Origin of the sequence: Sphingomonas sp. Leaf32 (assembly GCF_001421765.1) — a bacterium.
Lineage (GTDB): Bacteria > Pseudomonadota > Alphaproteobacteria > Sphingomonadales > Sphingomonadaceae > Sphingomonas.
This window is the reverse complement of the sequence record NZ_LMLA01000009.1, coordinates 115,159-128,338: the sequence shown is the minus strand read 5'-3', so window position 1 is coordinate 128,338 and position 13,180 is coordinate 115,159. Positions and strand designations below refer to the sequence as shown.

Annotated in this window: 10 protein-coding genes; 5 read left to right on the top strand and 5 right to left on the bottom strand. The window is 68.6% G+C overall.

Annotated features, from left to right (window positions below; genetic code table 11):
- The first annotated feature begins 93 nt into the window (after positions 1–93).
- Together ASE83_RS12835 and treF are read left to right on the top strand one after the other, a co-directional pair.
- Entirely contained in the window at positions 94–1,095 is a 1,002-nt protein-coding gene (locus ASE83_RS12835; RefSeq protein WP_055790650.1) for a fumarylacetoacetate hydrolase family protein, read from the top strand.
- 60 nt (positions 1,096–1,155) lie between these two features.
- Entirely contained in the window at positions 1,156–2,727 is a 1,572-nt protein-coding gene (gene treF, locus ASE83_RS12830; RefSeq protein WP_082443333.1) for an alpha,alpha-trehalase TreF, read from the top strand.
- 172 nt (positions 2,728–2,899) lie between these two features.
- Here the strand turns inward: treF and ASE83_RS12825 are convergent, their stop codons facing one another.
- Both ASE83_RS12825 and ASE83_RS18825 read right to left on the bottom strand, forming a co-directional pair.
- Positions 2,900–4,171 (bottom strand): Hsp70 family protein, encoded by a 1,272-nt coding sequence (locus ASE83_RS12825; protein ID WP_055790646.1) that lies wholly within the window; start codon positions 4,169–4,171, stop codon positions 2,900–2,902.
- 571 nt (positions 4,172–4,742) lie between these two features.
- Positions 4,743–5,324: a hypothetical protein gene (locus tag ASE83_RS18825; RefSeq protein WP_055790642.1), complete on the bottom strand. Its 582-nt coding sequence runs from the start codon at positions 5,322–5,324 to the stop codon at positions 4,743–4,745.
- Between the two features lie 252 nt (positions 5,325–5,576).
- Between ASE83_RS18825 and ASE83_RS12815 the strand changes: the two genes are divergently transcribed.
- Together ASE83_RS12815 and ASE83_RS12810 are read left to right on the top strand one after the other, a co-directional pair.
- Entirely contained in the window at positions 5,577–6,242 is a 666-nt protein-coding gene (locus ASE83_RS12815) for a response regulator transcription factor (protein ID WP_055790639.1), read from the top strand.
- A complete protein-coding gene (locus ASE83_RS12810; RefSeq protein ID WP_235513239.1) occupies positions 6,239–7,600 on the top strand; it encodes a sensor histidine kinase in 1,362 nt (453 codons plus the stop codon). Before ASE83_RS12815 ends, ASE83_RS12810 begins: the two co-directional genes overlap by 4 nt.
- Here ASE83_RS12810 and ASE83_RS12805 read toward each other — a convergent pair.
- Positions 7,578–9,545: an energy transducer TonB gene (locus ASE83_RS12805; protein WP_055790632.1), complete on the bottom strand. Its 1,968-nt coding sequence runs from the start codon at positions 9,543–9,545 to the stop codon at positions 7,578–7,580. The genes ASE83_RS12810 and ASE83_RS12805 overlap by 23 nt on opposite strands.
- Positions 9,546–9,607: 62 nt before the next feature.
- Here ASE83_RS12805 and ASE83_RS12800 point away from each other — a divergent pair, with 62 nt between their 5' ends.
- A complete protein-coding gene (locus tag ASE83_RS12800) occupies positions 9,608–10,033 on the top strand; it encodes a TlpA family protein disulfide reductase (RefSeq protein WP_156353102.1) in 426 nt (141 codons plus the stop codon).
- A 239-nt stretch (positions 10,034–10,272) separates the two neighbouring features.
- Here the strand turns inward: ASE83_RS12800 and ASE83_RS12795 are convergent, their stop codons facing one another.
- Both ASE83_RS12795 and ASE83_RS12790 read right to left on the bottom strand, forming a co-directional pair.
- The gene (locus tag ASE83_RS12795) at positions 10,273–10,749 is read right to left on the bottom strand and encodes a DUF6702 family protein (protein WP_055790626.1); all 477 of its coding nucleotides are present in this window, start codon (positions 10,747–10,749) and stop codon (positions 10,273–10,275) included.
- Complete coding sequence (locus tag ASE83_RS12790; RefSeq protein ID WP_055790624.1) at positions 10,746–13,136, bottom strand: M1 family metallopeptidase; 2,391 nt, start codon at positions 13,134–13,136, stop codon at positions 10,746–10,748. The genes ASE83_RS12795 and ASE83_RS12790 overlap by 4 nt, the downstream gene beginning before the upstream one ends.
- Between the last annotated feature and the right edge of the window lie 44 nt (positions 13,137–13,180).

The window sequence follows — 13,180 nt, the reverse complement described above, 5'->3', positions numbered from 1 at the left end:
CGGCACGTCCTAACGAACGATGTAGACGGCGGCTCGACATTATGCGCGACGACGCGCAAACCGGGGGCAGAACAGTGAAGGAGAGTGTGCCGCATGAAACTCGCCAGCCTCAAGCACGGCCGGGATGGCCGGTTGGTCGTCGTTTCCACCGATCTGGCCTGGTATGCGGATGCCAGCGGGATCGTGCCCACGCTGCAGGCGGCGCTGGACGACTGGGACGCGCACGAAGGCGACCTGCGCAACCTCGCCACCGATCTCGATCATGACGTGATCCCCAAGGAGCGTTTCCATGAGCGTGACGCCGCGTCGCCGCTGCCCCGCGCCTATCAATGGGCGGACGGGTCGGCTTATGTGAACCATGTCGCGCTGGTGCGGCAGGCGCGCGGGGCGGAGATGCCCGACAGCTTCTGGCACGACCCGCTGATGTACCAGGGCGGGTCCGACGGGTTCCTGGGGCCGCGCGATCCGATCCCGCCGGGCGATGCGGCATGGGGCTGCGATTTCGAGGCCGAGGTCGTGGTCGTGACCGGTGACGTGGCGCAGGGCGCATCGCGCGAGGAGGCGCTGGCGGCGGTGCGGCTGGTCGGGTTGACCAACGACGTGTCGCTGCGCGGGCTGATCCCAGGTGAACTGGCCAAGGGGTTCGGATTCTTCCAGTCGAAGCCGGCGTCGGCCTTCTCCCCCGTCTTCGTAACCCCGGACGCGCTGGGCGATTGGTGGCGGGACGGCAAGCTGCACCGGCGGATGTGCGTCGACCTGAACGGCAAACCGTTCGGACGTGCCGAGGCGGGTGAGGACATGACGTTCGATTTCGGCACGTTGATCGCCCATGCCGCGAAGACGCGGGCGCTGGGCGCGGGCACGATCATCGGATCGGGCACGGTGTCGAACCGGGACGGCGATGGCGGTCCGGGCAAGCCGGTGGCGGACGGAGGCGTCGGCTATTCCTGCCTCGCCGAAATCCGCACGGTCGAGACGATCCGGGGCGGCAAGGCGGAGACGCCGTTCCTGCAAAGCGGCGACACGGTGCGCATCTGGGCCGAGGACGACCGGCATCACCCGATCTTCGGCGTGATCGAGCAGACGGTGGCATAACCCACGGAACGCCCCCGGCGGTTGCGGATTGAACCGGTATCGCAACTGTCCGGGGGTGTCATGACGATCGTTCGAAGCTGTCGCTGGCTGATGCCGGCCTTGCTGGCGGGATGTACGAGCGTCGATGGTCCGCGTCCGGTGGGGACGGTTGCCGCCCTTCCCGCCGCGAGCGTGGCGACCCCGGCGGACCGGTTCGGCCCGCTGTTCGAAGCGGTGCAGATGCGGCGTATCTTTCCCGACGGAAAGACGTTCGTGGATGCGGTGCCGAAGCGAGCGGATGCCGCGCTCCTGGCCGATTTCCGCAAGGGCAATTTCGACGATGCCGGGCTGAAGGCTTTCGTCCTCGCCAATTTCGACGTGCCCGGACTGGACCCGGTGCCCGAGTCCGACCATGGCCCGCGCCTGCCGATCGAACGGCATATCGCCGAACTCTGGCCGCATCTGACGCGCGATCCGGTGACGCCGCCCGCGGGATCGAGTGCGCTGGCGGTCAAGGACCGGTTCGTGGTGCCGGGCGGGCGGTTTCGCGAACTCTATTACTGGGACAGCTATTTCACGATGCTGGGGCTGGTCGCCGATGGGCGGAAGGACCTGGTCGAATCGATGCTGGACGGGTTCGTCGATCTGGTCGAGCGCTACGGCCATGTGCCCAACGGCACGCGGAGCTATTATCTCAGTCGGTCGCAGCCGCCGTTCCTGTACCTGATGATGGGGCTGTCGCAGAACCGCGATCCGAAGGTTGCGACGCGGCGGCTGGCGGCGCTGCGGCGGGAATATGCGTTCTTCACATCGCCCGAACGGTCGGTGAGGCTGACCGACGGAGCGGTGTTGCAACATTATTGGGACGCGCGGACCAGCCCCCGCGACGAATCGTGGCGCGAGGATGTCGAGACGGCGAATGTCGCCGGGCGACCGGCGCGCGGCACCTATGGCGACCTGCGTGCCGGGGCGGAGAGCGGCTGGGATTATTCGTCGCGCTGGCTGGCCGATGGCCGCACGCTGGCGACGATCGACACGACCAATATCCTGCCCGCCGACCTCAACAGCCTGCTATGGGGCATGGAGCGGGCGATTGCCGAGGGCGCGGCGGCGGCGGGTGACCTTGCGACGGCGCGCGACTTTGCCGACCGGGCGACGAAGCGCGGCGCGGCGATCGATCGCTGGCTGTGGAGCGAGGCCGAGGGACGTTATGGCGATTACGACGTCAGGCGGCAGGTGCTGCGCAAGGGGGTGACGGCGGCGACCGCCTATCCGTTGTTCGTCGGGCTGACGACCGCGCCACGCGCGACACGGGTGGCCGCGACCATTGAGCGGCAGTTGCTGGCGCCGGGGGGCTTGCGCACGACGGCGGTCGATACCGGGCAGCAATGGGACAAGCCCAATGGCTGGGCGCCGCTGCAATGGATCGCGGTGGCCGGGCTGGACCGGACGGGCAACCGCGCGCTGGCGGACAAGATCGCCACCCGCTTCCTCGCGACGGTCGAGCGCGAATATGCCGCGTCGGGCAAACTGGTCGAAAAATATGACGTCGAGCAGGTGAAGCCCGGCGGCGGCGGCGAGTATCCGTTGCAGGACGGGTTCGGGTGGACCAACGGCGTCACGCGCGCGCTGATGAAGCGCGGTGGGCGGTAATCGCGCGGCCAAAGTTCACAAAGTTCACACTCGTGCGCGGTTTGTCGCGGTGTTGCGTTCGGGCCTTTGTAGTTCTGTCTTCATCGTACCCCTGCCTGCGCGGGAGTGGGGTTGGGGCGGACGGTTCAAGGAGCGTCGGCGAGGATGGCACCCCGCGCGGCTGTAGGAAAGCCTATGCCGTCCACGCCGCGACGTCATCCTGCTGCCCGATCAGCGCGAGGCCGTGGGCGACCGAGGTGAGTTCGTTGCCCGAGGCCAACCGGTCCTGCCCGAACCGGTCGGCGAAGGCGCGGCGGATGGCGGGGGTGAGCGAGGTTCCGCCGGTCAGGAACACGCGGTCGATGCCGGCGGTGTCCAGCCCGGCCGAGTCCAGCGCGCGGTCGACGGTCGCCATGATCCGGGCGAGGTCGTCGGCGATCCACGCCTCGAACTGGTTGCGCGTTACCTGAGCCTCGATGGCGATGCCGCCGCCGTCGAAAGCGAAGGTGGCTTCGTCGCCCTGCGACAAGGCGCGCTTCACCTGCCCGACCGCGTCGTAGAGCGGATAGCCCTGTTCGCCCTCGATCACCGCGATCATCCGTTCGATCGCCGCTGGATCGGTCGCGGCGCGGCGCAATTTGTCGAGTTCGGCCATCGTCTTGCGGTTGCGCATCAGGGCGAGGCGCGACCAGTCGGTGAAGTCGGTGAAGTGGCCGGCGGGAATCTCCAGCACCTTGTCGAACGATCGATAGGTGCCGCCCTTGCCGAGCAGCGGCAGGACCAGCTTGTCGAGGATGCGGCGGTCGAACTGGTCGCCGGCGATGCCGATGCCGGCGTGACCCAAGGGCCGGGCGCGGCGCTCGCTGCCAGGGGCTTCCAATCGGACGACCGAAAAGTCGCTGGTGCCGCCGCCGAAATCGGCGACGAGGATGGTCGCGGTGTCGCTGAGCGTCGCCGCATGGCTGAACGCCGCGCCGAGCGGTTCGTAGACATAGACGATCTCAGCGCCCAGGGCGGCGAACATCGCATCGTAGCGCTGACGGGCAAGCGCTTCGTCGGGGCGGTGGCCGGCATAGGTGATCGGGCGGCCGACGACGATCCGCTTCGCGCCATTCAGGACGCCGTGCGCGCGGGCGGCGAGCCGGTCGAGAAAGGCGCGGCCGAGGTCTTCGAACCGGTAGCGTTTGGTGAAGATCGGCGCGGTGTCGAAGCTGGGGCTGGCGGCGACCGACTTGAACGACTGGAGAAAGCGGCAACCCTCTGGATAGTGGAGATATTCGTCGATCGCCCATGGGCCGGCCTCCACCGCGATGCCGCCGGGAACGTCGTCCTGCCAGAAGCACAGCGCCGATCGGAACACCGCGTCCGGCCCGTCCGGTCCGTCGAGCGGCACGAGGGTCGCGCCATCGGCATCGGCGCGGGCGAGGACGGAATTGGTGGTGCCGAAATCTAGGCCGAGGGACATGGGGAGGCTCCGGGCAGCGGCGGGACGCCCTACACCGGTTGTTCGGGTTTGTCTTGGGGGTGTTGGGCAGGAGGACTGGTTCGCGCGGCGGAGAGGGAGATTGAAAGAAGAGTAGATTTCGCGCGGAGGCGCGGAGGCGCAGAGAGGGTGTGGCAGGGCGGTCGCGGTTTTCCGGCGAAGCCGTTGCGCTTGTTGCAGCGGAACGAGAGGGCTGCCGGTGCAGCGAAGGCTTGCCACGAGCGGACTCTCCGCGCCTCCGCGCCTCCGCGTGAACCAGCTTTCTTCTTTGTGCCTTCGCGTGAAACGATCTTGGTGGCGTTGGTGCGAGCTGGCCTTTGCCAAGAGTGTACGTCCGCGCGAGCGGGAATCCGGAGTTCCGGAGGATGCCGTTGCTTGCGTGGCCCTGGACCCCCGCCTGCGCGGGGGTGCGGTGTCTGGCTGGATGGGGTGCTTCCTCCAAATGGACGTACCCCGGCGAAGGCCGGGGTCCAGTTGGGAGACGCTGGTGGATGGCCACCGGCGTTCCGTAACTGGACCCCGGCTTCTGCCGGGGTACGGTTGGCGCTTGGGGTTAGCGGGTTGCCCGTACGCCTGCCGGTGCCGACGCATTGGCTACCGGTGGTGCGCCGTCGGCGGGAGGCGGGGGCGGGGGCATCGCGCCGGGTGCGCAACCCGGACCGCCGGGGCCGCCGGGACCGCGTGCTTCGGGGCCGCCCGGACCACCCGGACCGTGCGGGCCGGGGCCGCGACCTTCGGGGCCGTGGCCGCGGCGCGGCGGCGGGCCGACCGGCGTGACCTTGCCGGCCGCGTCGACGACATAGGAGGCGCGGAGCTGTCCGTCGTCATAGCGGCCCTGCACCTGCACCGGTGCGCCCTTCGTCACGTTCGCGTCGCGGCCGCCATCGACCATCGCCTTGCCGCTGCCATCCTGTACGACGAAGCGGTCGCCATAGACTTCGGCGACGCGGCCCTTGACCGTCACCACGCCGCTGCTGCTTGCCAACCGCGCGACCGGGGTCGCCACGGTCGGGGCCATTTCTACGCCGGGCCGGGTCAGCGACACCGCGCCGGCCCCGCCCGCCGCGCCGATGGCGAGGCCGATCGCCACGCCAAGGCCCAGCTTGGCCGGGCTGCCCAGGGATAGTTTCGCCATATGCTTCACTCCTTCGTTGTTCGATGAAGCCGTTCTAGCGATTCGTCCCCCCGCCACGCTGAACCCGGCGGTTCAGTTTCGGTTTAGCCACGATTGGCATTGGCTCCCCCGTTCGTCCTGAGTAGCCATTGAGCCTGTCGAAATGGCGTATCGAAGGACCGCTTGAGGCGAAGTGCTTCGATACGGGTCTTCGACAAGCTCAGCCCCTACTCAGCACGAACGGGGTGGTGCCGGCGAGGAAAGTGGACGGAAATGCGCATCTTGTTAGTCGAGGACGATCCCGATCTCGGCCCCGCCATTGCGCGGGCGCTGCGGGCGGAGCAGTGCGCGGTCGATCTGGTGCCGAGCGGCATCGACGCGCAGCATCTGGGCGAGACCGAACGCTATGACGTGGCGGTGCTGGACCTCGGCCTGCCCGACCGCGAGGGGACGGCGGTGCTTAAAGGGTGGCGCGAGGGTGGGCGCACCCTGCCGGTGCTGGTGCTGACCGCACGCGATGGATGGTCGGACAAGGTGGCCGGGTTCAAGGCGGGCGCGGACGATTTCCTGACCAAGCCGTTCCGCATCGAGGAACTGATGATGCGGCTGCGTGCATTGGTGCGGCGATCGGCCGGGCATGGCGCGACGCGGATCGTCTGCGGGCCGCTGGCGTACGAGACGCAGACCGGGGTGTTCGAGCTGGACGGGCTGCCGATCAAGCTGACCGCGCTGGAACACCGGGTGCTGGCCGCGCTGATGCTGGCGAAGGAGGCGGTGATCGAGCGGCTGGACCTGATGGAGCGGGTTTATGAGGGCGATGCCGATGTCGATTCGAACAGCTTGGAGGTCATTATCGGGCGGCTGCGCAAGAAGATCGGCGCATCGCTGATCGAAACGGTGCGCGGGCGGGGATACCGACTGACGGCGGGCGGGCAATGAGGCTGCCCCGGTCGATCCACGCCCGGATGCTGGCGCTGTCGGTCGCGACGACGTTGGTTGCGCTGCCGGTGGCGGGGGTGGCGATCGGTGGCGTGCTCGAACATTTCGTGACGCGCAACGTCGATGAACGGCTGGGCGATCGTCTGGCGCTGCTGCGCGCGGTGGTGCGCGCGGACGGGACGATCGACCGCGCCCTGCTGAACCGCGCCGGGGTGGCGGCGGCGATCGGGGCCGATGCGGTATGGCGGATCGATGCGCCGGACGGCACGATCGCGGGCGGATTGCCGAGGATCGACGCGACGCCGGGCCTGCCGGGCGATCGTCATCACGGTCGACGTCCCGATGGTGCGCCGCATCCCGTCCCCGGACCGACAATGCCGGGCGGGGAGCCGTTCGACGTCACCCTGCCCGATGCGACCCGCGTCCACGGGTTGATGGCGGAGATACCGTCCGACGCCGGGCCGATCCGCGTGGCGGTGGCGGTGCCGCGGCGCGAGATCGAACAGCCGTTGCGCGGCGCGATGCTGCCGCTGCTGGCGACGCTGGCCATCGTCGCGCTGGTGCTGGCGGTGGCGACGCTGGTGCAGCTGCGGTTGGGGCTGCGGCCCTTGCGCGTCCTGCGGGATCGGGTGGCGGCGGTGCGCACGGGTGCGGCGCGCGACGTGCCGGAGGATCAGCCGGACGAATTGCGGCCGCTGGCGGTCGAGCTGAACGCGCTGGTCCGCGACAATGATGCGGCGCTGGCGGCGGCGCGGGCGTCGGCGGCGAACCTTGCCCATGCGCTCAAGACGCCGGTGGCTACGCTGGCGATCGACCTGGGCGACGATCCGCGTGGGAGCCAGGTGGCCCGGATCGATGCGACCATCCGCCACCATCTGTCGCGTGCGCGGGGCGGGGCGGTCGACCGGCGGGCGGCGACGGCGCTGAAACCGGCGATCGAGGCGCTAGTCGGCGTGGTGCGGGCGCTGCACCAGGGCGGCGGGGTGACGATCGCGGCTGACATCGCCGGGTTGACGGTGGCGGTCGATGCGGCGGATCTGGACGAACTGGCGGGCAACCTGATCGACAATGCCGCGCGTCATGCCCGGTCGCGGGTGGTGGTGGAGGCGGTGCGGGCGGGGGCGATGGTGCGCCTGTCGGTCAGCGACGACGGTCCCGGCATTCCTGCCGCCGACCGGGCGCGGGCGACCGATCCGGGCGTACGGCTGGACGAGCGCGGCGACGGGCATGGCTTCGGCCTCGCCATCGTCCGCGACCTGGCGGCGCTGTACGGCGGGCGGCTGGAACTGGGCGAAGCGGACGGCGGCGGGCTGGTCGCCGCCGTCACGCTGCCGCTCAGCGTGGCAACTGGAACATGAAGCGCTGCGTGTTACCGGTGCAGGCGGTGTTGTTGTCGGGGCGGAAGCTGCTGCGAAAGCGGGTGGCGGTCACCATCTTCTGCGCCGCGTCGCCGAACACGAACGGGGGATAGGCGGCGACGGTGCGCGGGGTCAGGGTATGGCCGTCGGCGGCGATGTCGAACTCCACCTTGGCCCATCCTTCGAAGCCCATCTGCAACGCTTCCTGTGGATAGCGGCTGCTGGTCGCGCCCGATTTGGCGATGGCCGGGGTCGGGGCGATCAACGCGCATTGATCGCTGCTGAGACCCGTGCGGTCGAACGCCGCCTGCGCGGCGGCGGTGTCGCCGCTTTGTGCCGACAGGTCGGCGCGGTTCAGCAGCGCCGCGACCTTCAGCGGATGGGTGTCGGGCAGCGGCGAGGCGAGTACGGCGTCGGTCAGCTGGGTGCGCTCGGCGGTGCGGACCTGCGACCCGCCCGTGGCCAGCATCATCCGCACCGTCGCCGCCGACAGCGGATCGGCCGCGACCTCCGGACGGCGCAGGACCGCGCGAAACCCGTCAAGGACCTGCCCATATTCCTTCGCCGCGACATAGGCGTCGCTGATCCGGAAGCGGGTGGCGACCGCGGCCGGGGCGCCCGTCGCCTGGGCGAGCGTCAGCGCTTCGGCGACCAGCGGGCGCGCTTCTTCTGCGTTGACCAGTCGCGAATCGAACATCCAGCCAAGGGCGCGCAGTTCGGCGATGCGGTCGCCGGCTGCGCGGGCGCGCTGCACCTCGGCACGCGCCAGCGGCAAAGCGCGGGCGGCGGGCTGTTCTTCCCAGGCGAAGGCGGGTGCCCCCTTCGACGTCAGCCACGCGTCGAACGCGTCGTCGATCGGCTGGGTGATGGAGGGGCGTTCGGCGGCGGTCGAACAGCGCAGCTCGACCCGCGCCGATTGCCGCCAGAAGGCGGGGATCGCGGTCGCGTCCTCGGGCTGCCACGACCAGTCGCCCACGGCGCGCGCGAAGGCCAGGGCCGCCGCCCGATTGCCGGTGGTATAGATCGGCGCGACGTTGCGGACGATGCCGTCGTCGCCCAGCGAAAACTCGACCACCGCGACTTCGGCGGGCTTCAGGCCGGTGGCGGCACCGCAGGCGGGCAGATCCATCTGCCGCGCGCCGGCAAAGGGCGCCTTTTCCAGCCGACCGGCACCGGTATAGGCGAGATAGGTGCGGGCGCGTTCGCGGTCGCCGTTCAGCAGTGCCGCCTGCGCCAGATCGGCACGGGTCGCCACCTCCGACAGGTTGACCCGGTCGTCGAGGCCGCCCTGTTTCTTCAGCGAATCCTTCAGCACCGTGTACGCATCGGCGGTGCGCCCTTCGTTGAGTAGCACGCGGGCATAGCGGGTCTGCACCGCCGCGACGGTCGCCTTGTCGATGTTCGGTTCGGATTCGGTCAGCTTCCGCGCCTCCTCCGCATAGGCCAGCGCACGGCCGTCATGGTCGAACGACAGGGTACGGGCGAGCGCGAGCAGGGGGACCACGCGGTCGATCCCCTTCGCCAGGTCCAGCGCTGACTTGAACGAGGCGGCGGCCGCATCATAGTCGAACGCGTCATAGGCCGCCTCGCCGAGCGCCAGATGCGCTGCGCCCAGATCGGCGCGAAACTCGTCGGGCCGGCTGGCGAGCGCGGGCAGGCCGCGCCGGATCGCGGCGACGCCGGCCTCCCGCTCGCCCTGACGGACCCGGCAGATGCCGCTGCGCAGCGCGATCGCGCCGGTCAGCAGCGGGTTCTTGCTGGTCGCGGTCCGCCGTTCGAGCGCTTCGTAGAGTTTCAGCGCCTCGGCACAGTTGCGGGTGGAATAGGCGGCGTTCGCGGCGTCGAACTGTGCCTGCAACGTCTGTGGCTTCGCGGGGGCGGCCGGCTGGGCCGGTGTCGTTGCCTGAGCCAGCGCCATCAGGCCGTACAGAATCGGATCGAGCATCGTTCCCCCCTTGTCTTGCGCCAACAAAGCACGGCTATGTTACAGGGTCGATGGGGGATGCGATGAAGCGTTGGGCGGGGATTTGCGGCTGGGCAGCGGCGCTGTTGCTGTCGGCGACACCCGTATCCGCGGCACCGGCCTATCCGGCGCGCACCATCCTGTTGTTCGTCGCGTCATGGTGTGCGCCCTGCCATGGCGAGATCGCGGCACTCCCCCGGCTGAGCGAGGCGGCTGGGCCGTGGCGGGTGCTGGTGGTGCCGGTCGATCGCGGGCGGGCGACGGCGGCGATGCTGCAAGCGGTGCCGGCGGCGCAGCGCTGGCTGCCGGATGCGGCGCAGATGGCGGCGATGCGCGAGGATTTGTTCGGGGGTACGGCGGGGTTGCCGTTCAGCGTGGCGGTCGGTGGCGACGGGCGGCCCTGTGGCGCGCACCGCGGGGTGTTGAGCGCGGCGCGGGTGTCGGCATTGCGGGCGGGGTGTGGGGGGTGATTGGCATCGTCTTCGTCACCCCGGACTTGATCCGGGGTCCCGCTTTTTTACGTCGCCGGATGCAGAAGAAGAAGCGGGACCCCGGGTCAAGCCCGGGGTGACGTTGGGGCGTGTTGCTTTCTCTTCAATGGCGTCAACCCAGCGCAGGCTGGGGTCTCTTGCGGCAGGCGGACCGAACCTTACCGGGAGACCCAAGCCTTCGCTGGGGTGACGTTCTTGGCTACGAGGTGATCCCGTGGTTACAGCGTCACGCTGCCGCCGGTGCCGCCGCGTAAGGTCAGCGATTTGACGACGTTGCCCTGACGCACGTTCACCTGGTTGACCTGCGCGCGGTACACGTCGGTCAGGACGGTCGAGCGGACCGCGACCGTCTTCGGCTTGCGTGGGGCCTTGCCGACATACTCAATGCGGACCTGCGAATGGGTCAGGTCGGTCGATACATGGGTCAGCGCCACCGGCTTGCCGTCGATCGTCAGCTTGAAGTGGCCCAGTACATAGGCCTGGAGCGCGGCGACCGCCTTCGGATCGTCGAGGCTGACCTGCGCGTCCGGGGCGATCTTCGACAGCGCCGGTTCGATGTCGTGCGCCTCGAACCGGTGCGACACGGTGACCTTGCCATCGGCCAGCGTCACCACCGCCAGCGAGTCATGCCCGCGATGCGCCTGTGCCGGGGCGATCACCGCCACGGCGGCGAGAAGGGCGAGCGCCGCCCTCACTTCGCCACCGGCGCGGGATAGGTCTGGAGCGAGCCGGGCTTCACCTGCACGTCGAAGTCCTTCATGCGGTTTTCGAGGTCCTGGACATCCTCGATCTCCAGTACGACCGGGCGGATGGCGCCGCGATAGACATTGTTCGACCGGTCGGCATCGGCGATTTCCAGCAGCGGATCGACCTCCGCCCCGGTGATCGTCTTGCCCGTGACATATTGCCACGTCACCGCCTTCGGATTGTAGCGCCACACTTCTGCGGGCAAGCGAACGATCTCGTTCGTGCCGTCGCTATAGGTCAGCTTCAGCGGGATCGGCATGACGAGGCCGCCGATGTTGCGGAACGAGAAGCGGTAGAATTTGTCCTTCACCTGGAAGGCGGCGCGTTCCTCGGGCGTCAGCTTTTCGAGCTTTTCGGCCAGGTCGCGGCGCTGCTGCGGGCTGACGGCGAAGCGGTCCTGCCGGTCGTAGAAGTCACGGGTCGACGGATCGCGTTCGGTGACGGTCTTCTGCCCGGCGTTGCCCTTCACGGTCAGCGAGGTGTTTTCCGCATCGGCCAGCGCGCGGCGTTCGCGGGCATTGGCGTCCAGATCGCCGCCGGCGATGCGGCCCTCGACCACCTTGTCCAGCGCGATGTCGACATGATCGGTCGAATAGAACCAGCCGCGCCAGAACCAGTCGAGATCGACCCCGGAGCTTTCCTCCATCGTGCGGAAGAAGTCGTAGGGCGTCGGCCGCTTGAAGCGCCAGCGCGTGGCATATTCGCGGAAGGCGCGGTCGAACAGCTCGCGGCCGAGCACCGTTTCGCGCAGGATGGTGAGCGCGGTCGCCGGTTTGCCGTACCCGTTGGCACCGAACTGCAGCACCGAATCCGACTGGGTCATCAGGGGGACCTGATTGTCCGACAGCATATACTCGGCGATATCCTTCGGCTCGCCGCGCCGTGACGGGAAGTCCTTGTCCCACAGCTTTTCGGCCTGGAACTGGAGGAAGGTGTTCAGCCCTTCGTCCATCCACGTCCATTGGCGTTCGTCGCTGTTGACGATCATCGGGAACCAGTCGTGCCCGACCTCGTGGATCACCACGCCGATCAGCCCAGTCTTGGCGCGTTCGGTATAGGTCAGCTGGCCGGTCTTGGCGTCCTTCACCGGGCGCGGCCCGTTGAAGGTTATCATCGGATATTCCATGCCGCCGACGGGTCCGTTGACCGACTGCGCCACCGGATAGGGGTAGGGGAAGGCGAACTTGCCGTACACGTCGATCGTGTGGGCGATCGCCTTGGTCGAGTACGCGTCCCAGAGCGGGCGTGCTTCCTTCGGGTAGAAGGACATCGCCATCACGTTCGGGTTGGCGGCATAGTCCTGCCGCACGTTCATCGCGTCCCATGCGAACTTGCGCGACGATGCCCAGCCGAAGTCGCGGACATTCTGCGCGGCGAAGGTCCAGGTCTTGGTGCCCGAGGCGCGGCCGCGTTCGGCGGCGAGCGCTTCGTCGGGGGTGACGATGTACATCGGCGCGGTGGCCGACTTCGCCGCTTCCAGACGCTGGCGCTGGGTCGCGGTCAGCACCTGATCGGCGTTCTGCAACACGCCGGTGGCCGAGACGACGTGATCGGCGGGGACGGTCAGCGCGACCTTGTAATCGCCGAATTCCAGCGTGAATTCGCCCGCGTCGAGGAACGCCTTGTTATGCCAGCCCTCATAGTCCGAATAGACGGCGAGGCGCGGGAACCACTGCGCCCCTTCGAAGATGCAGTTGCCGTCCTCGCCCTTCTGCGTGAAGCATTCATAGCCCGAGCGGCCGTCGACGACCTTCTGTTCCGCCATCGGGAACGACCAGTCGATCGACAGCACGACCTCCCCGCCATTGCCCGCGACCGGCTGTGGCAGTTCGATGCGCAGCAGTGTGTCGGTGACGCGGTGGGCCAGCGGCTGGCCATCGGGACCACGCACCGCCGCAATGGTGAAACCGCCATCCCACGTCTTGAGCGCTTCCTGCCGCCGGATTTCGCCGATGCTGATCGAATGGGCGTCGGGCACGGTCGCGCTGAGCGATGCGATCGAGTTGCGCTTGTAATGATTCTGGTCGAGCAGCAGCCAGAGATAGGGCAGCGCGTCGGGCGAATTGTTGCGGTAGCGGATCGTCTCCGTCCCCGTCACGACCTTGGTCGTTTCGTTCAGCGCCACCTTGACGTCGTAATCGACCTTTTGCTGCCAATAGCGATAGCCCGGTGCGCCCGATGCGTTGCGATAATCGGTCGGGGTCGGCCAATCCTCCCCTTCCAGCTGGCGGAACTTGTCCTGCCAGTCGCCCTTGGTCTGGCGGATCGGGTCGGCAAGGGCCGGGGTGGTGCCGAGCAACAGCGCGATCAGCGCGAGACGGGGGGTAGCGGACAAGCGGGCGGGCCTTTCGGACGTAAATCTGGCGTGATCGTTACGCG

What these genes read in the sequence shown, in the direction of transcription:
- ASE83_RS12835 (WP_055790650.1), top strand. Translation starts at nt 94, where the DNA reads ATGAAACTCGCCAGCCTCAAGCACGGCCGGGATGGCCGGTTGGTCGTC.
- ASE83_RS12825 (WP_055790646.1), bottom strand. Translation starts at nt 4,171, where the DNA reads ATGTCCCTCGGCCTAGATTTCGGCACCACCAATTCCGTCCTCGCCCGC.
- ASE83_RS12815 (WP_055790639.1), top strand. Translation starts at nt 5,577, where the DNA reads ATGCGCATCTTGTTAGTCGAGGACGATCCCGATCTCGGCCCCGCCATT.
- treF (WP_082443333.1), top strand. Translation starts at nt 1,156, where the DNA reads ATGACGATCGTTCGAAGCTGTCGCTGGCTGATGCCGGCCTTGCTGGCG.
- ASE83_RS18825 (WP_055790642.1), bottom strand. Translation starts at nt 5,324, where the DNA reads ATGGCGAAACTATCCCTGGGCAGCCCGGCCAAGCTGGGCCTTGGCGTG.
- ASE83_RS12800 (WP_156353102.1), top strand. Translation starts at nt 9,608, where the DNA reads ATGAAGCGTTGGGCGGGGATTTGCGGCTGGGCAGCGGCGCTGTTGCTG.
- ASE83_RS12805 (WP_055790632.1), bottom strand. Translation starts at nt 9,545, where the DNA reads ATGCTCGATCCGATTCTGTACGGCCTGATGGCGCTGGCTCAGGCAACG.
- ASE83_RS12810 (WP_235513239.1), top strand. Translation starts at nt 6,239, where the DNA reads ATGAGGCTGCCCCGGTCGATCCACGCCCGGATGCTGGCGCTGTCGGTC.